At 59.4% G+C, this 21008-nt stretch carries 35 protein-coding genes; 31 read left to right on the top strand and 4 right to left on the bottom strand.

What is annotated here, in order from left to right:
- Positions 1-3 precede the first annotated feature (3 nt).
- From tuf to ACP15N_RS07485, 5 genes are all read left to right on the top strand, one after another.
- Positions 4-1179 carry an elongation factor Tu gene (tuf, locus tag ACP15N_RS07465; protein ID WP_425092103.1) on the top strand — a complete coding sequence of 392 codons (1176 nt, stop codon included), beginning with the start codon at positions 4-6 and terminating at the stop codon, positions 1177-1179.
- Positions 1180-1288: 109 nt separating this feature from the next.
- On the top strand, positions 1289-1597 hold the full coding sequence (gene rpsJ, locus ACP15N_RS07470) for a 30S ribosomal protein S10 (RefSeq protein WP_044028221.1): 309 nt from the start codon (positions 1289-1291) through the stop codon (positions 1595-1597).
- A gap of 11 nt (positions 1598-1608) precedes the next feature.
- Positions 1609-2451 carry a 50S ribosomal protein L3 gene (rplC, locus tag ACP15N_RS07475; protein WP_425091616.1) on the top strand — a complete coding sequence of 281 codons (843 nt, stop codon included), beginning with the start codon at positions 1609-1611 and terminating at the stop codon, positions 2449-2451.
- The gene (gene rplD / locus ACP15N_RS07480) at positions 2448-3065 is read left to right on the top strand and encodes a 50S ribosomal protein L4 (RefSeq protein WP_425091617.1); all 618 of its coding nucleotides are present in this window, start codon (positions 2448-2450) and stop codon (positions 3063-3065) included. Before rplC ends, rplD begins: the two co-directional genes overlap by 4 nt.
- On the top strand, positions 3062-3358 hold the full coding sequence (locus tag ACP15N_RS07485) for a 50S ribosomal protein L23 (RefSeq protein WP_425091618.1): 297 nt from the start codon (positions 3062-3064) through the stop codon (positions 3356-3358). Before rplD ends, ACP15N_RS07485 begins: the two co-directional genes overlap by 4 nt.
- Positions 3359-4011: 653 nt before the next feature.
- On the opposite strand, the gene ACP15N_RS07490 is transcribed toward ACP15N_RS07485, so the two are convergent.
- Positions 4012-4848 carry a phytanoyl-CoA dioxygenase family protein gene (locus tag ACP15N_RS07490; RefSeq protein WP_425091619.1) on the bottom strand — a complete coding sequence of 279 codons (837 nt, stop codon included), beginning with the start codon at positions 4846-4848 and terminating at the stop codon, positions 4012-4014.
- Between the two features lie 189 nt (positions 4849-5037).
- Here ACP15N_RS07490 and ACP15N_RS07495 point away from each other — a divergent pair, with 189 nt between their 5' ends.
- From ACP15N_RS07495 to ACP15N_RS07525, 7 genes are all read left to right on the top strand, one after another.
- Positions 5038-5511: a hypothetical protein gene (locus tag ACP15N_RS07495; RefSeq protein ID WP_425091620.1), complete on the top strand. Its 474-nt coding sequence runs from the start codon at positions 5038-5040 to the stop codon at positions 5509-5511.
- 234 nt (positions 5512-5745) lie between these two features.
- Positions 5746-6588, top strand: a complete 843-nt coding sequence (gene rplB / locus ACP15N_RS07500) for a 50S ribosomal protein L2 (RefSeq protein WP_425091621.1) — start codon at positions 5746-5748, stop codon at positions 6586-6588.
- A 3-nt stretch (positions 6589-6591) separates the two neighbouring features.
- The gene (gene rpsS / locus ACP15N_RS07505) at positions 6592-6870 is read left to right on the top strand and encodes a 30S ribosomal protein S19 (RefSeq protein ID WP_425091622.1); all 279 of its coding nucleotides are present in this window, start codon (positions 6592-6594) and stop codon (positions 6868-6870) included.
- 3 nt (positions 6871-6873) lie between these two features.
- Positions 6874-7254: a 50S ribosomal protein L22 gene (gene rplV / locus ACP15N_RS07510; protein WP_425091623.1), complete on the top strand. Its 381-nt coding sequence runs from the start codon at positions 6874-6876 to the stop codon at positions 7252-7254.
- Complete coding sequence (gene rpsC, locus ACP15N_RS07515; protein ID WP_425091624.1) at positions 7254-7973, top strand: 30S ribosomal protein S3; 720 nt, start codon at positions 7254-7256, stop codon at positions 7971-7973. Before rplV ends, rpsC begins: the two co-directional genes overlap by 1 nt.
- Before the next feature lie 13 nt (positions 7974-7986).
- On the top strand, positions 7987-8400 hold the full coding sequence (gene rplP, locus ACP15N_RS07520) for a 50S ribosomal protein L16 (RefSeq protein WP_425091625.1): 414 nt from the start codon (positions 7987-7989) through the stop codon (positions 8398-8400).
- 246 nt (positions 8401-8646) lie between these two features.
- Positions 8647-9120, top strand: coding sequence for a DUF1203 domain-containing protein (locus ACP15N_RS07525; RefSeq protein WP_425091626.1), 474 nt, complete (start codon positions 8647-8649; stop codon positions 9118-9120).
- A gap of 45 nt (positions 9121-9165) precedes the next feature.
- On the opposite strand, the gene ACP15N_RS07530 is transcribed toward ACP15N_RS07525, so the two are convergent.
- Together ACP15N_RS07530 and ACP15N_RS07535 are read right to left on the bottom strand one after the other, a co-directional pair.
- A complete protein-coding gene (locus tag ACP15N_RS07530; protein WP_425091627.1) occupies positions 9166-9726 on the bottom strand; it encodes a hypothetical protein in 561 nt (186 codons plus the stop codon).
- Between the two features lie 3 nt (positions 9727-9729).
- Positions 9730-10350 (bottom strand): 2OG-Fe(II) oxygenase family protein, encoded by a 621-nt coding sequence (locus tag ACP15N_RS07535; RefSeq protein WP_425091628.1) that lies wholly within the window; start codon positions 10348-10350, stop codon positions 9730-9732.
- 193 nt (positions 10351-10543) lie between these two features.
- On the opposite strand from ACP15N_RS07535, the gene rpmC reads away from it, so the two are divergent.
- The 18 genes from rpmC (at position 10544) to rplQ (ending at position 20057) form a co-directional block, all read left to right on the top strand.
- Positions 10544-10744, top strand: a complete 201-nt coding sequence (gene rpmC, locus ACP15N_RS07540) for a 50S ribosomal protein L29 (protein WP_425092104.1) — start codon at positions 10544-10546, stop codon at positions 10742-10744.
- An 11-nt stretch (positions 10745-10755) separates the two neighbouring features.
- Positions 10756-10986, top strand: coding sequence for a 30S ribosomal protein S17 (rpsQ, locus tag ACP15N_RS07545; protein WP_425091629.1), 231 nt, complete (start codon positions 10756-10758; stop codon positions 10984-10986).
- A 74-nt stretch (positions 10987-11060) separates the two neighbouring features.
- On the top strand, positions 11061-11429 hold the full coding sequence (gene rplN, locus ACP15N_RS07550; RefSeq protein ID WP_425091630.1) for a 50S ribosomal protein L14: 369 nt from the start codon (positions 11061-11063) through the stop codon (positions 11427-11429).
- Between the two features lies 1 nt (position 11430).
- Positions 11431-11736 (top strand): 50S ribosomal protein L24, encoded by a 306-nt coding sequence (rplX, locus tag ACP15N_RS07555; RefSeq protein ID WP_425091631.1) that lies wholly within the window; start codon positions 11431-11433, stop codon positions 11734-11736.
- The gene (gene rplE, locus ACP15N_RS07560; RefSeq protein ID WP_425091632.1) at positions 11736-12299 is read left to right on the top strand and encodes a 50S ribosomal protein L5; all 564 of its coding nucleotides are present in this window, start codon (positions 11736-11738) and stop codon (positions 12297-12299) included. The genes rplX and rplE overlap by 1 nt, the downstream gene beginning before the upstream one ends.
- Before the next feature lie 19 nt (positions 12300-12318).
- Entirely contained in the window at positions 12319-12624 is a 306-nt protein-coding gene (rpsN, locus tag ACP15N_RS07565) for a 30S ribosomal protein S14 (RefSeq protein WP_425091633.1), read from the top strand.
- Positions 12625-12640: 16 nt separating this feature from the next.
- A complete protein-coding gene (gene rpsH / locus ACP15N_RS07570; RefSeq protein ID WP_425092105.1) occupies positions 12641-13030 on the top strand; it encodes a 30S ribosomal protein S8 in 390 nt (129 codons plus the stop codon).
- Between the two features lie 10 nt (positions 13031-13040).
- A complete protein-coding gene (gene rplF / locus ACP15N_RS07575; protein WP_425091634.1) occupies positions 13041-13574 on the top strand; it encodes a 50S ribosomal protein L6 in 534 nt (177 codons plus the stop codon).
- 11 nt (positions 13575-13585) lie between these two features.
- A complete protein-coding gene (rplR, locus tag ACP15N_RS07580; RefSeq protein WP_425091635.1) occupies positions 13586-13945 on the top strand; it encodes a 50S ribosomal protein L18 in 360 nt (119 codons plus the stop codon).
- Between the two features lie 90 nt (positions 13946-14035).
- Entirely contained in the window at positions 14036-14614 is a 579-nt protein-coding gene (gene rpsE / locus ACP15N_RS07585) for a 30S ribosomal protein S5 (protein WP_425091636.1), read from the top strand.
- 12 nt (positions 14615-14626) lie between these two features.
- Positions 14627-14815 carry a 50S ribosomal protein L30 gene (rpmD, locus tag ACP15N_RS07590; RefSeq protein ID WP_425091637.1) on the top strand — a complete coding sequence of 63 codons (189 nt, stop codon included), beginning with the start codon at positions 14627-14629 and terminating at the stop codon, positions 14813-14815.
- Between the two features lie 108 nt (positions 14816-14923).
- Positions 14924-15397: a 50S ribosomal protein L15 gene (gene rplO / locus ACP15N_RS07595; protein WP_425091638.1), complete on the top strand. Its 474-nt coding sequence runs from the start codon at positions 14924-14926 to the stop codon at positions 15395-15397.
- A gap of 111 nt (positions 15398-15508) precedes the next feature.
- Positions 15509-16873, top strand: coding sequence for a preprotein translocase subunit SecY (gene secY, locus ACP15N_RS07600; protein WP_425091639.1), 1365 nt, complete (start codon positions 15509-15511; stop codon positions 16871-16873).
- On the top strand, positions 16870-17451 hold the full coding sequence (locus ACP15N_RS07605) for an adenylate kinase (RefSeq protein ID WP_425091640.1): 582 nt from the start codon (positions 16870-16872) through the stop codon (positions 17449-17451). Before secY ends, ACP15N_RS07605 begins: the two co-directional genes overlap by 4 nt.
- A 168-nt stretch (positions 17452-17619) precedes the next feature.
- Positions 17620-17988 (top strand): 30S ribosomal protein S13, encoded by a 369-nt coding sequence (gene rpsM / locus ACP15N_RS07610; protein WP_425091641.1) that lies wholly within the window; start codon positions 17620-17622, stop codon positions 17986-17988.
- A gap of 15 nt (positions 17989-18003) precedes the next feature.
- The gene (rpsK, locus tag ACP15N_RS07615; RefSeq protein WP_425091642.1) at positions 18004-18393 is read left to right on the top strand and encodes a 30S ribosomal protein S11; all 390 of its coding nucleotides are present in this window, start codon (positions 18004-18006) and stop codon (positions 18391-18393) included.
- Between the two features lie 113 nt (positions 18394-18506).
- Positions 18507-19523: a DNA-directed RNA polymerase subunit alpha gene (locus ACP15N_RS07620; protein ID WP_425091643.1), complete on the top strand. Its 1017-nt coding sequence runs from the start codon at positions 18507-18509 to the stop codon at positions 19521-19523.
- Between the two features lie 111 nt (positions 19524-19634).
- The gene (gene rplQ / locus ACP15N_RS07625; protein ID WP_425091644.1) at positions 19635-20057 is read left to right on the top strand and encodes a 50S ribosomal protein L17; all 423 of its coding nucleotides are present in this window, start codon (positions 19635-19637) and stop codon (positions 20055-20057) included.
- A gap of 67 nt (positions 20058-20124) precedes the next feature.
- Here the strand turns inward: rplQ and ACP15N_RS07630 are convergent, their stop codons facing one another.
- Positions 20125-20307, bottom strand: coding sequence for a hypothetical protein (locus tag ACP15N_RS07630; RefSeq protein ID WP_425091645.1), 183 nt, complete (start codon positions 20305-20307; stop codon positions 20125-20127).
- Positions 20308-20383: 76 nt separating this feature from the next.
- On the opposite strand from ACP15N_RS07630, the gene ACP15N_RS07635 reads away from it, so the two are divergent.
- A complete protein-coding gene (locus ACP15N_RS07635; RefSeq protein ID WP_425091646.1) occupies positions 20384-20995 on the top strand; it encodes an autoinducer binding domain-containing protein in 612 nt (203 codons plus the stop codon).
- Positions 20996-21008: the final 13 nt, after the last annotated feature.

Below are 21008 nucleotides of genomic sequence, written 5' to 3' on the forward strand. Positions count from 1 at the left end.
ATCATGGCAAAGGAAAAGTTTGAGCGTACCAAGCCGCACGTTAACATCGGCACGATTGGGCATGTTGACCACGGCAAGACGACGCTTACGGCGGCGATCACGAAGCAGTTTGGCGACTTCAAGGCGTATGACGAGATTGACGGCGCGCCTGAGGAGAAGGCGCGCGGGATCACGATCTCGACGGCGCACGTGGAGTACGAGACGGACGCCCGTCACTACGCGCATGTCGACTGCCCCGGCCACGCCGACTACGTCAAGAACATGATCACCGGTGCGGCGCAGATGGACGGCGCGATCCTCGTGGTGAACGCCGCGGACGGCCCGATGCCGCAAACGCGCGAGCACATCCTGCTGGGCCGCCAGGTTGGCATCCCGAAGATGGTCGTCTTCATGAACAAGGTCGACCAGGTCGACGACGAGGAGCTTCTGGAGCTCGTCGAGATGGAGATCCGCGAGCTTCTGGAAAGCTACGAGTACCCGGGTGACGACATTCCGATCATCGCGGGCTCCGCGCTGGCCGCCCTCGAGGGGCGTGATCCGGAGATCGGCGAGCAGAAGATCGCCGAGCTGATGGCGGCTGTGGACGAGTATATCGACACGCCCGAGCGCGCGGTGGACCAGCCGTTCCTGATGCCGATCGAGGATGTGTTCTCGATCTCGGGCCGCGGCACGGTTGTGACCGGTCGTGTCGAGCGTGGCGTGATCAACGTGGGTGATGAGATCGAGATCGTCGGCATCCGCGACACCACCAAGACGACCTGCACGGGTGTGGAAATGTTCCGCAAGCTGCTGGACCGCGGTGAGGCGGGCGACAACATCGGCGCGCTGCTGCGTGGTGTGGACCGCGAAGGCGTTGAGCGCGGGCAGGTCCTGTGCAAGCCGGGCTCTGTGACCCCGCACACGAAGTTCGAGGCCGAGGCGTACATCCTCACCAAGGAAGAGGGGGGCCGTCACACGCCGTTCTTCGCGAACTACCGCCCGCAGTTCTACTTCCGCACGACGGACGTGACCGGGACGGTGACGCTGCCGGAAGGCACCGAGATGGTGATGCCGGGGGACAACCTGAAGTTCGGTGTCGAGCTGATCGCGCCCATCGCGATGGAAGACGGCCTGCGCTTCGCCATCCGCGAAGGCGGCCGCACCGTCGGCGCCGGCGTCGTCTCCAAGATCATCGAGTAACCACATCGCGCAGGGCCGGACAAAAACCGGCCCGCATGGTTCGACGAGGGGGGTGCGCTGCATCCTCCTCCTCTCAACTTCAAGCCGTGAAAGGCACTGACCAATGGCCATTCAAAGCCAGAACATTCGCATTCGCCTCAAGGCGTTCGACTACCGTGTGCTGGATGCCAGCACGCAGGAAATCGTTAACACTGCCAAGCGGACGGGTGCACAGGTGCGCGGTCCCATCCCGCTGCCGAACAAGATCGAAAAATTCACCGTGCTGCGTGGTCCCCACGTGGACAAGAAATCGCGCGATCAGTTCGAGATCCGTACGCACAAGCGTCTTCTCGACATTGTTGATCCGACGCCGCAGACGGTGGACGCGCTGATGAAGCTCGACCTCGCCGCTGGCGTGGACGTGCAGATTTCGGTCTGAGGAGGGCAACAGTGATGCGCTCTGGAATTATCGCAAAGAAGGTGGGGATGACCCGCCTGTTCATGGAAGATGGCAAGCAGATCCCAGTGACTGTCCTGCAGCTTGATAAGCTTCAGGTCGTCGCACAACGGACCGCTGAAAAGGATGGCTACTCGGCTGTCCAGCTTGGTGCGGGCACAGCGAAAGCCAAGCGCGTGAGCGCGCCAATGCGCGGGCACTACGCCGCCGCAAAGGTCGAGCCCAAGCGCAAGCTGGCCGAATTCCGTGTCGCCCCTGAGAACCTGATCAACGTCGGTGAGGAAATCACCGCGGACCATTACTTCGAAGGTCAGTTCGTCGATGTCTCCGGGACCTCGATCGGTAAAGGTTTTGCCGGTGCGATGAAGCGGCACAACTTCGGAGGTCTGCGGGCGTCCCACGGTGTGTCTATTTCCCATCGTTCGCACGGCTCCACAGGTCAGTGTCAGGACCCGGGAAAGGTGTTCAAAGGCAAGAAGATGGCCGGTCACATGGGCGCTGCCCGTGTCACTACGCAGAACCTTCAGGTCGTGAAAACGGATGCTGATCGCGGCATCATCATGATCAAGGGCGCGGTGCCTGGCTCCAAAGGTGGCTGGGTGACGATCAAGGACGCGGTCAAGAAGCCGACGCCCGAGAACGTGATCCTGCCCGCGGCTCTGAAGTCCGCAGGCGAGGAAGCCAAACGTCTGGCGGAGGAAGCTGCAGCTGCAGCGGAAGCCGAGGCGAAAGCCGCTGAAGAGGCCGCTGCAGCAGAGGCCGCAGCTGCAGAAGAGGCAGCTTTGAACGCGGCAGAAGCCGACATTGAAGCCGAGAAGAAGGAAGGTGACGCATGAAACTGAACGTCATCACTCTGGACGGCGGAGACGCGGGCTCGGTCGAGCTGTCCGACGATCTGTTCGGTCTCGAGCCGCGTGCGGATATCCTGCACCGTGTGGTCCGTTGGCAGCGTAACAACGCGCAGGCCGGTACGCACAAGGTCAAGACCCGCTCCGAGGTCAAGTACTCCACCAAGAAGATCTATCGCCAGAAGGGCACCGGCGGTGCACGACATGGCGCGCGCTCTGCGCCGATCTTCCGCGGGGGTGGTATCTACAAGGGCCCGACGCCTCGCAGCCATGGCCACGACTTGCCGAAGAAATTCCGCAAGCTCGGTCTGAAGCACGCTTTGTCCGCGAAGGCCAAGGAAGGCTCGCTTGTTGTGCTGGACACGGCGACAGCATCCGGCAAGACGGCAGAGCTGGCCAAAGCAGTCAAGAACCTGGGTTGGAAGCGCACGCTGGTGATCGACGGGGCAGAGGTCAACGAGACCTTCGCAAAAGCCGCCGCCAATATCACTGGTCTCGACGTGCTGCCGACCATGGGCGCAAACGTCTATGACATCCTCAAGCGTGACACACTCGTGCTCACCAAAGCGGGTGTCGAAGCACTGGAGGCTCGACTGAAATGAGCGCGAAGGCAGAACACTACGACGTGATCCGCAAGCCGATCATCACCGAAAAGGCCACCATGGCGTCCGAGTTCGGCGCGGTCGTCTTTGAGGTCGCGATCGACAGCACCAAGCCGCAGATCAAGGACGCGGTTGAGGCTCTGTTCGGGGTCAAGGTCAAGGCGGTCAACACAACCATCGCCAAGGGCAAGACCAAGCGGTTTCGGGGTCAACTCGGCAAGCGCAAGGATGTCAAGAAGGCCTACGTGACCCTCGAAGAGGGCAACACGATCGACGTCTCAACGGGTCTTTAAGGTCCGCGATCAAAAGTTGAAAAGGCCGTGCCAGTATTGGCGCGGCCTTACCTGTTTTGGGCGTTGGATTTGCCGCCGCTGCGTTAGCCTTTGCATTTGTAGCATTGCTGCCTGCCCCTTCCGTCTGGAAGAAGGTCCTCAAAGTCTGCTTTTTCTGAGAGCTGTATTGGCGCCTGGAGGTGTTCTAAGTCGATCCCAATGGGCGGGTCATGGGCAAGGCGCTCCTTACGATCTGTGCGATCATGATGATGCGTCGAAACTTCAAGTATGTGTATAAAGAAGGGTACCATGTCAGCGGGCATCGACACTGCGAAACTGTAATCGGAGCGACGGGAAACCAGCCAGTGTCGCGCCGTATCGCTAAACAGATCACCGGGGGTTTCGACCCGGACTCCTTTGCGGCCTTGCGACGTCAAGCCGTGATCGAACGCGGCACATCCGAAGATCTCCTTCTCACGGTTCTTTGCACGAAAGCATGATCGTGCATCTCCGGAAAATACATGTGAAATGACCGCCGTCCCGCCATCCCCGGGGGCAAAACGACGGCACGACAGATTGCTGTTTGATGGCCGTCTGAATGCTCACAGCACAATTGGAACTCCGCAAGTATCGGCGGGCGCTATTATTGGCAGCCCCCATACACACTGTCGATTTTACGCCCGAGGCCACAATTGCGGAAAGAAGTCGCCTGCAATCCGGTCTCCGTTGCGGTACCCCGCGGCTTCGAACTGGGCGCGTTCCTCTTTGGCCCAGTCGCCACGGTACCGGATCATTCCGTCGGGCGCCGTCATGCGCAGGGTAAACCGGCGCACGGTTTCGGTCGGCGTGACCGAAGACAACCCGCCATGAAGTGTGCGCATGTCGAAAAAGATGCAATCGCCCAGATCAAGATCCCATTGCAGCAACTCGTACGCGTCCGGATCGGCATTCACATCCGGCGGTGGGTGGTAGGTCTGCCCGGCCACTTCCGTTGGTTCAAAGCTTGGATGCCCGTCGGCGAACCTCACGCGCATGAAAAGCTTGTCCCACAGGTGCGACCCCTTTACGAATGCAATTCCGTTTTCCTTTGTGACCGGTTCCAGTGGAAGCCAGAGCACACACATAGTGCCCTCGAAATCGAAATACGACAGATCCTGATGGAACGGCGGGCGCGACTTCGATCCCGCCTCTCGCAGAAACCAGTTGTCCATGACGAGGTTGACAGAAGGCACGCCCATGAGGCCTGCCGCAAGACGAGCGCAGGGGGAGTTGCGCACAAAATCCTCGAACTCGGGAATTTTGCTCCAGGCCCAGTAGTCCTCGATGTAGGCAGGTGCGTTCTCGTCTTTGGTGTGGCGTGCGAAATTCTCGGTCGGCTTGGCTATATCGGCGTCTATGCCCGCGCGCAGCGTCTCTATCCAGGACCGAGAGAAGCTGTTCCGCAAGACAATGGCACCGTCCCTTGAAAACGCCGTTCGGTTGTCGGGTGTGATGGTCGAAGTCGTAGACATCTCAGCCTCCCTGTTTGGTGTCGTCGCGGTGCCAGAGGTCATGCGCGGAGCATAGCCGCTTTGGCCCTGCATGAACGAAGTTTCTTTCCTGCGACGTGATCTGCGCATATTACAGCATCATTGCGTTCGATTTTTTGCCGCCAGCGAGAATCCGGCTGTGCGTGCCCAGGTACTTCTCAGGAGACGACATTGGTTAGAGTTTTTGACGATCAGACGCGCGTTCAGGGGCGCGACTATTTCATGGTTGGGCGGCGCGCAATCTTTGTCGGTGCATGTGCGGTCGCCGTGGTTGGTGGGTGCATTACGTGGGGGACTATGGCCATCGCGCTCCGTGCCACTTCGGAACCTCATCACCTGAGCGCAACGCAAGCGATCACGGCGATATCCGAATTGCCGCCTGAAGAGCCCCCAGAGAACCTTGGCGCAGCGGCCTTTCCCGCCGGCGCCATTATACTGATGTCCAAAGACGCGGGCTGTCCGGCAGGGACAACGCCGTTCGCTCCGGTCATGCTTCTTGTGAACAACAACGCGTCGGCCCTGTACGAAGAGGCGCTTGCTGCAACGCAAGACTCCCTCCTTGACGAGGGGATTTCGTGGGACGCACGGATTTTCTCCGCCTGCCAGTACCGCCGACCGACAGGCGGATCGGCAGGTTTGAATTGAACGGGCCTCTGATTGCGCAAGATGCAAGCCGCTTTTGCCTGAAAAGAACGGATAATACGCGCTCTCAAGCTTGACCCACCCGAAGCATTCTCTTACACGACCCCATCGGCATGGCCCCGGATTCGTCCGGGGCCTCGCTTTTGTTCGCAAGAACATCTCTACCGGGGACCTTCGGGGCCCTTCAAACTGAAAAGCCGGGGTACACCCGGCACGAAGCAACGGAAGACAGAAAGCATGGCACTCAAGTCGTACAAGCCAACGACGCCGGGCCAGCGTGGGCTGGTTCTGATCGACCGTTCCGAGTTGTGGAAAGGCCGCCCGGTCAAAGCCCTCACCGAGGGTCTGACCAAGAATGGCGGACGGAACAACACTGGACGGATCACGATGCGCCGCAAGGGCGGCGGGGCAAAGCGCCTCTATCGCGTCGTGGACTTCAAACGTCGGAAATTCGATGTCGAAGGCGTCGTGACGCGGATCGAATATGACCCGAACCGCACAGCCTTCATTGCGCTCCTGACCTACACGGACGGGGAGCAGGCGTATATCCTTGCACCGCAGCGTCTGGCTGTGGGCGACAAGGTCGTCGCGTCGATGAAAGCGGACATCAAGCCGGGCAACGCAATGCCATTCTCGGGCATGCCGATCGGTACGATCATCCACAATATCGAACTCAAGCCCGGCAAGGGCGGTCAGATTGCGCGCGCCGCAGGCACCTACGCCCAATTCGTGGGTCGTGATGGTGGGTACGCTCAGATCCGTCTCAGCTCCGGTGAACTGCGTCTGGTGCGTCAGGAATGCATGGCGACCGTAGGTGCCGTGTCGAACCCCGACAACTCCAACCAGAACTTCGGTAAAGCCGGCCGCAACCGCCACAAGGGCATCCGCCCGTCGGTCCGTGGTGTTGTGATGAACCCGGTCGACCACCCCCATGGTGGTGGTGAGGGTCGGACCTCGGGTGGTCGCCATCCGGTCAGCCCCTGGGGCAAGCCGACCAAAGGGGCTCGCACCCGCAACAAGAACAAGGCGTCGCAGAAGCTGATCATCCGCTCGCGTCACGCCAAGAAAAAGGGCCGCTAACACATGTCGCGTTCTGTTTGGAAAGGTCCTTTTGTCGACGCTTACGTCCTCAAGAAGGCCGAGAAGTCCCGCGAGTCGGGCCGCAACGAGGTCATCAAGATCTGGTCGCGCCGCTCGACCATCCTGCCGCAATTCGTGGGCCTCACCTTTGGGGTCTATAACGGCCAGAAGCATATCCCGGTGAACGTTACCGAAGATATGATCGGCCAGAAGTTCGGTGAGTATTCGCCCACGCGGACCTATTACGGTCACGCGGCGGACAAGAAAGCGAAGAGGAAGTAAGTCATGGGTAAGGAAAAAAATCCCCGCCGCGTGGCTGAGAACGAAGCGATGGCCAAGACGCGCATGCTGCGCACCTCGCCGCAGAAGCTCAACCTCGTAGCGCAAATGATCCGTGGCAAGAAAGTCGACAAGGCGCTCGCCGATCTGACCTTCTCGCACAAGCGGATCTCCGAAGACGTTAAGAAGTGCCTTCAGTCCGCCATCGCAAATGCCGAGAACAACCACGGTCTCGACGTGGACGAACTGGTTGTGGCCGAGGCCTATGTTGGCAAGAACCTCACCATGAAGCGCGGACGTCCGCGGGCGCGTGGCCGGTTCGGCAAGATCGTCAAGCCGTTCGCAGAGTTGACCATCAAGGTCCGTCAAGTTGAGGAGCAGGCATAATGGGTAACAAGGTAAACCCCGTCGGTATGCGGCTTCAGGTCAACCGGACCTGGGACAGCCGTTGGTACGCCGACACCAAAGACTATGGTGATCTGCTTCTGGAAGACATCCGGATGCGTGAGTTCATCAAGGAAGAGTGCAAGCAGGCCGGCATCAGCCGTGTGATCATCGAACGCCCGCACAAGAAGTGCCGCGTGACGATCCACACCGCACGTCCGGGCGTGATCATCGGCAAGAAAGGTGCCGATATCGAAACCCTGCGTAAGAAGCTGGCGGCGATGACCGACAGCGAGCTGCACCTCAACATCGTCGAGGTCCGCAAGCCGGAGCTCGACGCGGCACTGGTCGGTGAAAGCATCGCACAACAGCTGGAGCGCCGGGTGTCTTTCCGCCGTGCGATGAAGCGGTCGGTGCAGAACGCCATGCGCATGGGTGCGCAAGGGATCCGCGTGAACCTCGCTGGTCGCCTTGGTGGGGCCGAGATCGCGCGGACAGAGTGGTATCGCGAGGGCCGCGTGCCCCTGCATACCCTGCGCGCCGATATTGATTATGCACATGTCGAAGCCATGACGCCCTACGGCATCATCGGGATCAAGGTGTGGATATTCAAAGGTGAGATCATGGAGCACGACCCGCAAGCGCGTGATCGCAAGCATGCGGAGCTTCAAGAAGGTGGTGGACCGCGCCCGCAGGGCGGCCGTCCGCGCCGTGACCGCTGAGGAGTAGAGAAAGATGCTGCAACCAAAGCGCACAAAATTCCGCAAGATGCACAAGGGCCGGATTCGCGGTCTGGCCAAAGGCGGTTCCGATCTGAACTTCGGCACCTTCGGTCTGAAAGCGATTGAGCCTGAGCGTATCACTGCCCGCCAGATCGAAGCCGCCCGCCGGGCCATGACGCGTCACATGAAGCGTCAGGGTCGCGTCTGGATCCGTATCTTCCCGGACCTGCCGGTCACGGCAAAGCCGATCGAAGTGCGGATGGGTAAAGGTAAAGGCTCCGTCGACCGCTGGACCGCCAAGGTCAAGCCAGGGCGGATCATGTTCGAGATCGACGGCGTGTCCGAGCCAGTTGCCCGCGAGGCCCTGCGCCTCGCCGCGATGAAGCTGCCGGTCAAAACCCGCACCGTGGTTCGCGAAGACTGGTAATTTCCGGATTGCTGGTTGGCGTTAAGCGCGTAACCCTTTTAAGCCCTCGCCACTGGCGGGGGCTTTTTCGTTGGATCAAGGCACTTTTTAGGGACTGCCACGCGGGCGCAACCTGCGCGCACGCGTCAGTGTAGCGGCCACGCCCTTACACTCTCGCTTCAACTCTGAAATGCGCAAAATCCGGGTCGCTCCCACCCGGTACGGTTTCTTATCCGTAGGTCGAAGAACCAGCGGAGTGACCTGTCCATGGACTTTCAGATCCGAGCCCTTCCGGCCGCAGAGTTTGAACATCTTTACGATCTCAGTGACGCAGAACTGGTTGCGCATCAGGCTTGCAGGCAGATCGTGAAGACCAAGCCCGGAACGCCCTGTCGCGTTAGCATGCAAGACGCGGAGGTTGGCGAGACGGTGATTTTGGTCAACTACGAGCATCTTCCCGCCGAAAGCCCCTATTGCGCGCGCCATGCCGTATTTGTCCGACAGGATGCAAAGCCCGCGCAGATTGCGATCAACGAGGTGCCTGAGGTGATACGCACCCGCCTGATCTCGCTTCGGTACTATGATGCGCAGCACATGATGATAGACGCGAATGTTGTTGAAGGAACGTCTGTAGGTGAGGAACTTTCTGTGGCGTTCAAACGTCCTGAGATCGCCTATGCGCACATTCACAATGCAAAGCCGGGCTGTTTTGCAGCGTCAGCTCATCGCGTGAAGGTGTAAGGCAAAGACGCCTAAGTCTACGTGCCTCGGCGTGGGCTAGATGTCCTAATCTAAATCACTGATCAGGTTTAGCGCATCTGCCCTGCTGCGCACGGTAACCAAGGGAACCTTGGGGCCATGAAGCGCGAGGCCTTTAATGATTTTCGGGCTTTGGCGCGCCTCAAAGGTCCAGATCCACTCCAGGAATTCACGGTCTGGCAGTTTCTCAGGGCAGCCCTCCGCCATATCCGGGCGGACCTTCCCATAGCTGGACCAGACGCGCTTTGCCAGTTGCAACAATGCCCGGCGTCGCGTGGGCCGTATCCAGATCACAAGGTCTGCACGGGGCACGCGCAGATCAAAGCTCGACACGGTCGTGCCATCAATCACCCAACGCTCTTGCGCCACAAAACCCTCAGTCAGGCGTCGCTGTTCGCCCCGGTCTCGGATTCGCCAACCGGGAAGCCACCGCACATCCCGGTCGATAGAAATGTGAGGGAGGCCGTATCTTGCTTCGATGGACCGGGACAGCGTCGACTTGCCGCCGCCGGACACGCCAATCACGAGGACGCGGTGCGCCTTGGCTAAAATACTGCGCGCTTCCACGACGCTACAGTCCGTCGGCACGATCTACCCCCAGGCGTAATTGAAACTGACTGAGATACGCTCGTCCTCGGCCATGTTCATGGGCACCTCGTGGCGCAACCACGACTCCCAAAGCAGCACATCGCCAACCGCGGGCTTTGCGTAGACGAAGGTTTTCAACTCGTCCCGCGCGTCTTTCTTGCGGGCGGGCGCGGCCATCATCCGGGCCGAGCGGGGATCTTCGAGCTTCAGCGCAGATGTGCCCTTGGGCATGGACACGTAGGTTGTGCCTGAAATCACCGAGTGCGGGTGGAGGTGAGAAGAATGGGTGCCACCCTCGGGCAGGATGTTGATCCAGATATCCTCCAACCGCAGGTCTTTGCCGTCCAGATCGAATTCCAGATCTTCGGCAAAAGCCGCGACGTGCTGATCCAATACTGTGACAAGATCCTTGAAGATCGGAAAGCGCCACGGCAGGTCAGTCAGCGACGCGTAAGAGGTGTAGCCGGGGTACCCTTCGGCCTCGCACCATTCTTGTCCCGCCTCGTCATCTTCGGCGATGCCGTAGCATGCAATCTCCAACTCTGCGGTGTCGATCTTGGGCGCAAACTCCGCCAGTTGCGCGCGGTAGAGGCGGGTCACGAACAGCGAGGTGATCGAGGGCATGTTGGGTCCTTCTAGGCTCAGATGCGGCAGCGCTGCGATGGCCCAAGAAAAACAGGGAAATCAGTGCTTGCCATGTGTCTCTAACGGGCCTATACGGCCCTCTCATCTTGAACTCCACCAGAATCGAGGTGACCCGGCGTGCGTATCGCATGACCCAGGGGCCCACTGGTGATGTTGAAAAAGGAACATGGCGATGAACGCCCAAGACCTGCGTGCAAAGACGCCGGACGAGCTGCGTGACCAGCTCGCATCCCTGAAGAAAGAGGCTTTCAACCTGCGCTTCCAGCAGGCCACAGCCCAGATGGAGAACACGGCGCGCATGCGTCAGGTTCGCCGCGACGTGGCACGCGTGAAAACCGTGCTGAACGAAAAAGCCGCCGCGGCGGCAGAATAAGGAGCCCGCATATGCCCAAGCGTATTCTTTCCGGCGTTGTGACCAGCTCCGCCAATGCTCAGACAGTCACCGTTTCCGTGGAACGCCGTTTCACGCACCCGGTTCTGAAGAAGACCATCCGTAAGTCCAAAAAGTACCGGGCTCACGATGAGAACAACGCTTTCAACGTTGGCGACAAAGTCCGCATTCAGGAATGCGCGCCGAAGTCGAAAACCAAACGCTGGGAGGTGGTCGCAAGCTAAGCGGCCACGTCTCGGTTTTATCGAAACCCTGGGGGAGCTAATGAGAACAGCCCCCAAAGGTCGGGAGAAACCACATGATCCAGATGCAGACCAATCTGGATGTTGCTGACAACTCTGGCGCACGCCGGGTTCAGTGCATCAAGGTCCTGGGTGGTTCCAAGCGTAAATACGCCTCCGTTGGCGACATCATTGTCGTCTCGGTGAAGGAAGCCATTCCGCGCGGTCGCGTGAAAAAAGGCGACGTCCGCAAGGCCGTCGTCGTACGCACCGCCAAAGAAGTTCGCCGCGAAGACGGCACAGCGATCCGCTTTGACCGCAACGCGGCCGTGATCCTGAACAACAACATGGAGCCGATCGGCACCCGTATCTTCGGGCCGGTTGTGCGCGAGCTGCGTTCCAAGAACTTCATGAAGATCATCTCGCTTGCGCCGGAGGTGCTGTAAGATGGCTGCGAAACTGAAATCCGGCGACAAGGTCGTCGTGCTGGCAGGTAAGGACAAGGGCAAGGAAGGAACGATTACTTCCGTCAACCCGTCTGCCGGCAAAGCCGTGGTTGAAGGCATTAACATCGCCATCCGCCACACCCGCCAATCCCAGAACAGCCAGGGCGGTCGCATCCCCCAGGCCATGCCGATCGACTTGTCGAACCTGGCGCTTCTGGACGGCAACGGCAAGGCCACCCGCGTCGGCTTCCGCATGGAAGAGGGCAAGAAGGTCCGCTTTGCCAAGACCACCGGGGAGGCTGTCTGATGCTTGACGCTGCAACCTATACGCCGCGCCTGAAGGTGGCCTATTCGGACACGATCCGTCCGGCCATGAAGGAAGAGTTCGGCTACAAGAACGACATGATGATCCCGCGCCTCGACAAGATTGTCCTGAACATTGGCGCCGGCGCGGAGGCCGTTAAGGACTCCAAGAAGGCAAAATCGGCGCAGGAAGACCTGACCGCGATTGCTGGTCAGCAAGCGGTCATCACGAAAGCCAAGAAATCCATCGCGGGTTTCCGGGTGCGCGAAGAAATGCCGCTTGGGGCCAAAGTGACCCTGCGCGGCGATCGGATGTACGAATTCCTCGACCGTCTGATCACCATCGCACTGCCCCGCGTGCGCGACTTCCGCGGCGTCAAGGGCAACTCCTTCGATGGTCGTGGCAACTACGCCATGGGCCTGAAAGAGCACATCGTCTTCCCCGAGATCGATTTCGACAAGGTCGATGAGACCTGGGGTATGGACATCATCATCTGCACCACCGCGCCCACTGACGCGGAAGCGAAAGCGCTGTTGAAGCATTTCAACATGCCCTTCAACTCGTGACGCGCGGGGAGAGATAGTTATGGCTAAAAAAGCAATGATCGAACGCGAGAAGAAGCGTCAGAAGCTGGTGGAAAAATATGCCGCCAAGCGTGCTGCGCTCAAAGAGATCGCGAATGACGAAAGCAAGCCCATGGAAGAGCGCTTCAAAGCGCGCCTGAAGCTTGCCGAACTGCCGCGCAACAGCTCGGCGACCCGGCTCCACAACCGCTGCCAGCTTACCGGTCGTCCGCATGCGTACTACCGCAAGCTCAAAGTCAGCCGGATCGCGCTGCGGGATCTTGGGTCCAACGGCCAGATCCCCGGCCTTGTGAAGTCCAGCTGGTAAGGAGGGTTAGACAATGATGAACGATCCTCTTGGTGATATGCTCACTCGTATCCGCAACGCCCAGATGCGTGGCAAGTCCACGGTCCGGACGCCGGCGTCCAAGCTGCGTGGCTGGGTTCTCGATGTGCTTCAGGACGAAGGCTACATTCGCGGCTACGAGGCCGTGACAGATGGTCCGCACCCTGAGCTTGAGATCAGCCTCAAGTACTACGACGGCATTCCGGTGATCCGGGAGCTCAAGCGCGTCTCCAAGCCCGGTCGTCGGGTCTATATGGGCGTCAAGGAAATCCCCACAGTGCGTCAGGGTCTCGGTGTCTCCATCGTCTCGACCCCGCGCGGTGTGATGTCCGATGCAAATGCACGCTCTGCCAATGTTGGCGGCGAAGTGCTTTGCACGGTCTTCTAAGGAGGGGCCGATGTCTCGAATTGGTAAAAGACCTGTCGACCTGCCGTCGGGCGTAACCGCCACCGTGTCCGGTCAGACCGTCGAAGTGAAGGGCCCCAAAGCGACCCGCAGCTTCAAGGCGACCGACGACGTGACGATCAGCGTCGAAGACAATGTCATCACTGTTGCGCCGCGCGGCAAGTCCAAGCGGGCGCGCCAGCAGTGGGGCATGTCCCGCACGATGGTTGCCAACCTCGTTGCCGGAGTGACGGACGGGTTCAAGAAAGAGCTTGAGATCCAGGGCGTTGGTTACCGTGCTCAGTTGCAGGGGAATACTCTCAAGCTGAACCTTGGCCTGAGCCATGATGTGAACTTCGAGGTGCCGGAAGGTGTGAAGATCACCGTTCCGAAGCCGACAGAGATCATCGTCGAGGGCACTGACGAGCAGCTTGTCGGTCAGGTCGCCGCTGAAATCCGCGACTGGCGCAAGCCGGAGCCCTACAAGGGCAAAGGCATCCGCTACAAGGATGAGTATATCTTCCGCAAGGAAGGCAAGAAGAAGTAAGGACGCGAACAATGGCAAACAGCAAACGAGACCTGTTCTTGAAGCGCCGCCTGCGCGTTCGGAACAAACTGAAGAAAACCGCAGACGGGCGCCCGCGCCTGTCCGTGCACCGTTCCGGCAAGAACATCAGCGTCCAGCTGATCGACGATCTGGAAGGCCGTACACTGGCCTCCGCCTCGACTTTGGAAAAAGACCTCGGCGTGGTCGGCAAGAACAACGTCGAAGCTTCCGCCAAGGTGGGTGCGGCGATTGCCGAGCGCGCCAAGAAGGCCGGTATCGAAGAGTGCTACTTCGATCGGGGCGGGTTTCTCTTTCATGGCAAGGTGAAGGCTCTGGCCGACGCCGCGCGTGAAGGTGGTCTGAAGTTCTAAACACTGCAGGGCGCCTGTTCGGGGCGCCCTCGATGATCCGGGGCCAAATGGTCACCAGGATTGATCCAATTCAAGCGCATGGAGGCCTGTATGGCAGAGCGTGACAACCGTCGGGGACGCCGCGAAGACCGCGATGAGACCCCGGAATTTCAGGATCGCCTCGTTGCGATCAACCGCGTTTCGAAAACCGTGAAAGGTGGTAAGCGCTTTGGCTTCGCCGCCCTCGTGGTTGTTGGCGACCAGCGCGGCCGCGTCGGTTTCGGCAAGGGCAAGGCTAAAGAGGTGCCCGAGGCGATCCGCAAGGCGACCGAACAGGCCAAGCGCAACCTGATCCGCGTGCCGCTGCGCGAAGGCCGCACCTTGCACCATGACATCGAAGGGCGTCACGGGGCCGGCAAGGTTATGATGCGCACTGCACCGACCGGTACCGGGATCATCGCAGGTGGTCCGATGCGTGCCGTGTTCGAGATGCTGGGTGTTCAGGACGTCGTGGCAAAGTCCATCGGCTCGCAGAACCCCTACAACATGATCCGTGCAACGCTGGATGGCCTGAAAAAGGAAACCAGCCCGCGTATGGTCGCGCAGCGCCGTGGCAAGAAGGTATCGGACATCCTGCGTAAGCCTGATGCGCCCGAAGCCGAAGCCGCGCCTGAAACCGCAGACGCGTAAGGAGAGCGAGACATGGCCAAAACCATCGTCGTAAAGCAGATCGGCTCCCCGATCCGCCGCCCGGAGAAGCAGCGTCAGACGCTGATCGGCCTGGGCCTGAACAAGATGCACAAGACCCGTGAGCTTGAAGACACACCTGCCGTGCGGGGCATGGTCAACAAGATCCCGCACCTGGTCGAGATCATCGAAGAGCGCGGCTAAGCGCAACCTGATTGAGCAGGCCCGTCATGGGCCTGTTACTTAACAAACAAGAAACGCCGTGGTCGGGGGCTTTCGCTTCGATCCCCGCATCCGGCAAGGAGAAGCGATATGAAACTACATGAATTGCGCGACAATCCTGGCGCCACCAAACCCCGCAAGCGCATTGGTCGTGGCCCGGGCTCCGGCACCGGTAAGACCGGTGGTCGCGGTATCAAGGGTCAGAAGTCCCGCTCGGGTGTGGCGATCAAGGGCTACGAGGGGGGCCAGATGCCGCTCTACCAGCGTCTTCCCAAGCGTGGCTTCAACAAGCCCAACCCCAAGAAGTACGCTGTCGTGAACTTGGGCCTGATCCAGAAGTTCATCGACGCAGGCAAGCTCGATGCGGGATCGGCGATCACAGAAGACACTTTGGTGGCTTCCGGCCTCGTGCGGCGCAAGCTTGATGGTGTGCGGGTGCTCGCCAAGGGCGAACTTTCCGCGAAACTCGACCTGCACGTGACCGGAGCTTCCAAGTCTGCTGTGGCAGCAGTCGAAAAGGCCGGTGGCTCCTTGACGGTCACAACCGCGCAAGCGGCGGCGTAACGGCTTGTGAGGGGCCCGGTGGCCGCTTACATCTAACCCAAGTTTTCCTACGCCGCCGGATCGGGAAACCGTCTGGCGGCGTTTGCACGAATTAGGTCCAAGGAACAGGACATGGCATCAGCAGCAGAGCAAATGGCCGCCAACATGAGTTGGAGCGCCCTTGGCAAGGCGACCGAACTCAGACAGCGTATCTTCTTTACGCTCGGCCTTTTGATCGTTTACCGGCTCGGCACGTATATTCCCGTTCCCGGTATCGACGGTGCGCAACTGCGTGAATTCATGGATCAGGCGGCAGCCGGTCTGGGCGGCGTGCTGAACATGTTCACCGGTGGTGCGATCTCCCGCATGGGCATCTTTGCGCTGGGGATCATGCCGTACATCTCAGCCTCGATCATCGTGCAGCTGCTGACGGCCATGGTGCCCCATCTTGAGCAGCTCAAGAAAGAGGGCGAGCAGGGCCGCAAGAAGATCAACCAGTACACCCGCTACGGTACTGTTTTTCTGGCCACGTTCCAGGCGTATGGGCTTGCTGTCAGTCTTGAGTCCGGCGGTCTTGTCACAGATCCCGGCTGGTACTTCCGCGCGGCCTGCGTGATCACGCTGGTTGGCGGGACGATGTTCCTGATGTGGTTGGGCGAACAGATCACCCAACGCGGCATCGGCAACGGTATCTCGCTGATCATCTTTGTCGGGATCATCGCGGAACTGCCCGCGGCCCTTGCACAGTTCTTTGAATCGGGTCGGTCCGGTGCGCTGAGCACTCCGGTGATCCTTGGCGTCTCTCTTATGCTGCTCGCAACGCTCGTCTTCGTAGTGTTCATGGAGCGTGCTCTCCGAAAAATCCACATCCAGTACCCGCGCCGCCAGGTCGGAATGAAGATGTATGATGGCGGCTCGAGCCACCTGCCCGTCAAGATCAACCCTGCGGGTGTGATCCCGGCCATCTTTGCCAGCTCTCTGTTGTTGTTGCCGACCACGGTCAGCACATTCTCAGGCGGGCAAACCGGGCCGATCATGTCGACGATCCTTGCCTATTTCGGGCCGGGTCAGCCGCTGTACTTGTTGTTCTTTGCGGGCATGATCATCTTTTTCACGTACTTCTACACCGCCAACGTGTCCTTTAAGACCGAGGATGTGGCGGACAATCTGAAGAAGCAGAACGGTTTTATCCCGGGTATCCGACCGGGCAAGAAAACCGAGGAGTACCTCGACTATGTGGTCAGCCGCATCCTTGTGGTTGGCTCGGGGTACCTGGCGCTGGTGTGTCTCATCCCGGAAATGGTGCGGACTGAACTTGCGATCACAGCTTATTTCGGCGGTACGTCGATCCTGATTATCGTGTCCGTGGGGATGGACACGGTACAGCAGATACAGTCACATCTGCTGGCCCATCAGTACGAAGGGCTCATTGAGAAGTCCCAGTTGCGCGGCAAGAAGCGCACCGGGAAGGGGAGGAAAGGGCCTGCACGGCGATGAACATTATTCTTTTAGGGCCGCCGGGCGCTGGGAAAGGTACCCAAGCACAGCGGCTCGTCGACGAGCGGGACATGGTCCAGCTGTCGACAGGGGACATGCTGCGGGAGGCGCGCACTTCCGGAACCGAAATGGGTCAGAAGGTTGCGGCCATTATGGATGCCGGGGAGCTGGTGACTGATGAGATCGTGATCGGTCTGATTGAAGAAAAGCTTCAGTCTGCGAACGGTGGCGGGTTCATCTTCGATGGCTTCCCACGCACGCTTGCGCAGGCGGATGCGCTGGACGCCTTGCTCGAAAAGAACGGTCAAAGTCTCGATGCTGCGATTGAGCTGCGGGTTGATGACGAAGCGCTCGTACACCGTATCGTAAACCGCGCGAAAGAAGCGGCCGCCGCCGGGAAGCCTGTTCGGGCCGACGACAACGAGGAAAGCCTCAAGATCCGCTTGATGGAGTATTACAAGAAGACGTCTCCATTGATCGGCTATTACTATGCCAAACGGCAGCATCACGGGATCGACGGGCTCGCTGAAATCGAAGCCGTTGCCGGCGAACTCAAGAAAACGCTTGACAGCTTGTGATTGGGGTTGACGGCACAGGCCATCAATCTTAGGTCATGCCATCCCTGCCGGGTGATGAGTCGTTGATGACCCCCGCAGTGATAGATAAGGGCCCGTGGCGACCCCGCGGGCCTTCGGTTGTGAAAAAAGGTTCTGGAATTACGGAACCGCGACGAAAGGAAGAGACATTTGGCACGTATTGCTGGCGTGAACCTGCCTACGGGCAAGCGCGTACCCATCGCCCTCACCTACATCACCGGGATCGGACCGTCGTCCGCGCAGTCCATCTGCGACGCGGTTGGCATCGATCAGACACGTCGTCTGAACGAATTGTCTGACGCCGAGGTTCTGTCGATCCGTGAGCACATCGACGCGAACTTCACCGTTGAAGGCGACCTGCGCCGCGAAGTGCAGATGAACATCAAGCGTCTGATGGATCTTGGTTGCTATCGCGGCCTGCGTCATCGCCGTAACCTGCCCGTTCGCGGTCAGCGTACCCACACCAACGCTCGTACCCGCAAAGGCCCCGCAAAGGCCATTGCCGGCAAGAAGAAGTAAGGGGAGGGCGCAGACATGGCACGTGACAAGCAGCGCACGAAGAAAAAAGAACGCAAGAACATCGCCGCAGGTGTGGCGCATGTGAACAGTTCGTTCAACAACACCAAAATTCTGATTTCCGACGTTCAGGGTAACGCGATCGCATGGTCGTCTGCCGGAACAATGGGCTTCAAAGGCTCGCGGAAATCCACGCCCTACGCCGCTCAGATGGCAGCCGAGGATGCGGGCAAGAAAGCTCAGGATCACGGCGTCAAGACCCTCGAGGTCGAGGTGCAGGGCCCCGGGTCTGGCCGCGAAAGTGCATTGCGCGCTCTGGCCGCTGTCGGGTTCAACATCACGGCAATCCGCGATGTGACCCCGATTGCTCACAACGGATGCCGCCCGCCGAAGCGCCGTCGCGTCTGAGGCCGGCCAATTTCTTCCGAGGGCCCCGGTTTTCCGTGGCCCTTGGTGTCATTTTATCCTCGGGCGTTCCCGCCCCCGGATCTCGGACGGGAACAAGTATGGAGGCGACACCTATGATCCATAAGAACTGGCAAGAACTTATCAAGCCCACCCAGCTGGACGTAAAGCCGGGCAACGACCCGTCGCGCCAAGCAACAGTCGTGGCAGAACCGCTGGAGCGGGGCTTTGGCCTGACGCTTGGCAACGCTGTGCGTCGTGTCCTGTTGTCGTCGCTTCAGGGCGCGGCCATCACCAGCGTGCAAATCGACAACGTGTTGCATGAGTTTTCCAGCGTTGCAGGCGTGCGCGAGGATGTCACTGACATTGTGCTGAACCTCAAGCAGGTATCGCTGCGTATGGAGGCCGATGGCCCCAAGCGTGTCTCGATCTCGGCCAAAGGCCCAAAGGTCGTGACCGCTGGCGATATATCAGAGACCGCCGGGATCGAGGTTCTGAACCGCGACCACGTGATCTGTCACCTTGACGACGGCGCCGATCTGTTCATGGAACTGACAGTCAACACCGGCAAAGGCTATGTCCCAGCCGACAAGAACCGCCCTGAGGATGCGCCGATCGGCCTGATGCCAATCGATGCCATCTATTCGCCCGTCAAGCGGGTCAGCTATGATGTTCAGCCCACCCGAGAGGGTCAGGTGCTCGACTATGACAAGCTGACTTTGAAACTTGAAACCGATGGATCGGTGAGCCCTGAGGACGCTGTGGCCTATGCTGCGCGCATTCTACAGGACCAGTTGTCGGTCTTCGTGAACTTCGACGAGCCCGAGGCGGCCCGCAGCCAGACCGAAGAAGATGATCTGGAGTTCAACCCGCTTCTGCTCAAGAAGGTGGACGAACTGGAGCTTTCTGTACGTTCCGCGAACTGCCTGAAGAACGACAACATTGTCTACATCGGCGATCTTATTCAGAAAACCGAAGCAGAGATGCTGCGTACACCGAACTTTGGCCGCAAGTCGCTGAACGAGATCAAAGAGGTGCTCTCGGGCATGGGTCTGCATCTGGGGATGGATATCCTCGACTGGCCGCCCGACAATATCGAAGATCTTGCGAAGAAGTTCGAAGATCAGTTCTAAGGTGGTGGCGGGCTTCGGCCCGCTGCGCCTACCCCGGGCAATTCCGCCCCAATAAGGAGGACACCGCAACGCATGGTGTCCGGACAAAGTATCAAAATTGGAGACTGAACAATGCGTCACGCACGAGGCTACCGCCGCCTGAACCGTACTCACGAGCATCGCAAGGCGCTCTTTGCGAACATGGCCGGCTCGCTCATCGAACATGAGCAGATCAAGACTACGCTGCCTAAGGCAAAAGAACTGCGACGGATCGTCGAGAAGCTGATCACGCTCGGCAAGCGCGGTGATCTGCACGCGCGCCGCCAGGCAGCATCGCAGCTCAAGCAGGACAAGCATGTTGCAAAGCTTTTCGAGGTGCTCGGCCCCCGCTATGCAGAGCGGCAAGGTGGGTACGTTCGTGTGCTGAAGGCCGGGTTCCGCTACGGCGACATGGCACCGATGGCAATCATCGAATTTGTTGATCGCGATGTGGATGCCAAAGGGGCGGCTGACAAGGCGCGCGTTGCCGAGGAAGAAGCCGCAGAACTTGGTTAATTCTTAATCTGCGACATTTTAAAGCGCTAGAAAGTGAAGGCCCCGCAACGGCGGGGCTTTTTCGTACCTAGCTGGCCTTCAAACAGTGGTGCTGCGCTGGCTCACTCTGGTAAGCAAGGTTGTCAATCAACTTTTCCAGGCTCAGATCGTCTACCGGCGATCCGCCCAGGAATTCCAACAAATCCTCGCGCGGACCGTCCGGCAAAGACATCACGCGGGCAAACAGAGTGGGTTCGATCGGTGCAGGCATTTAGGACCTCGATACAACCTTTGGTAGTATCACTTTTGCAGCTTGACGCAGATTCAATCAACTAGTCTAAAAAGACATGTCCATTAAGGCAGGTATAGATCTGGAACTTCGAAAGCTGGGACTGTTGTCTCCGGCTGGATACTACGTGGGCCTCCACATCCGGTTCGCTGCCCCCCTGCTGGACTATCAGACTTATCCACAGGAATGGAAAGATCGTTATACTGAGCAGGCCTACGCGCTGCGTGATCCTCTTTTGGCTTGGGGGTTCGGCGTCACTGGGTCTGCGCGTTGGAGCGAGCTTGGCATTCCGGACCCGTTCGGCATCCTCGAAGATGCGGCACGGCATGGTCTGAGTTTTGGTGTCGCCGTTTCCTGTGGCGAAATCAAATCCCGTACTATCGCCGGTTGTGCGCGATCGGACCGGGAGTTTACGGATGACGAGATTTCGTCCATCCATGACATTGTTCTGCGGCTTCATGACACGACGGAGCCGCCGGACAGCCTGACCAAGGCGCAGATCGAGGCGCTCAGCTGCATTGCAGCAGGTGATCGTCATACAGCTGCCGCTGCGAAGCTTGGTATTTCCGAAAGCGCATTGAAAGCTCGTCTGACTGCCGCGAGGCAGAAGCTCATGGCCAGGACGACGGCTGAAGCCATCCAACGTGCCAAGGATTACAGGTTAATGTAGCGGGTTTTGCGCT

The sequence above is a fragment of the Tropicimonas sp. S265A genome (assembly GCF_049800835.1).
In the GTDB taxonomy this organism is placed as follows: domain Bacteria; phylum Pseudomonadota; class Alphaproteobacteria; order Rhodobacterales; family Rhodobacteraceae; genus Dinoroseobacter.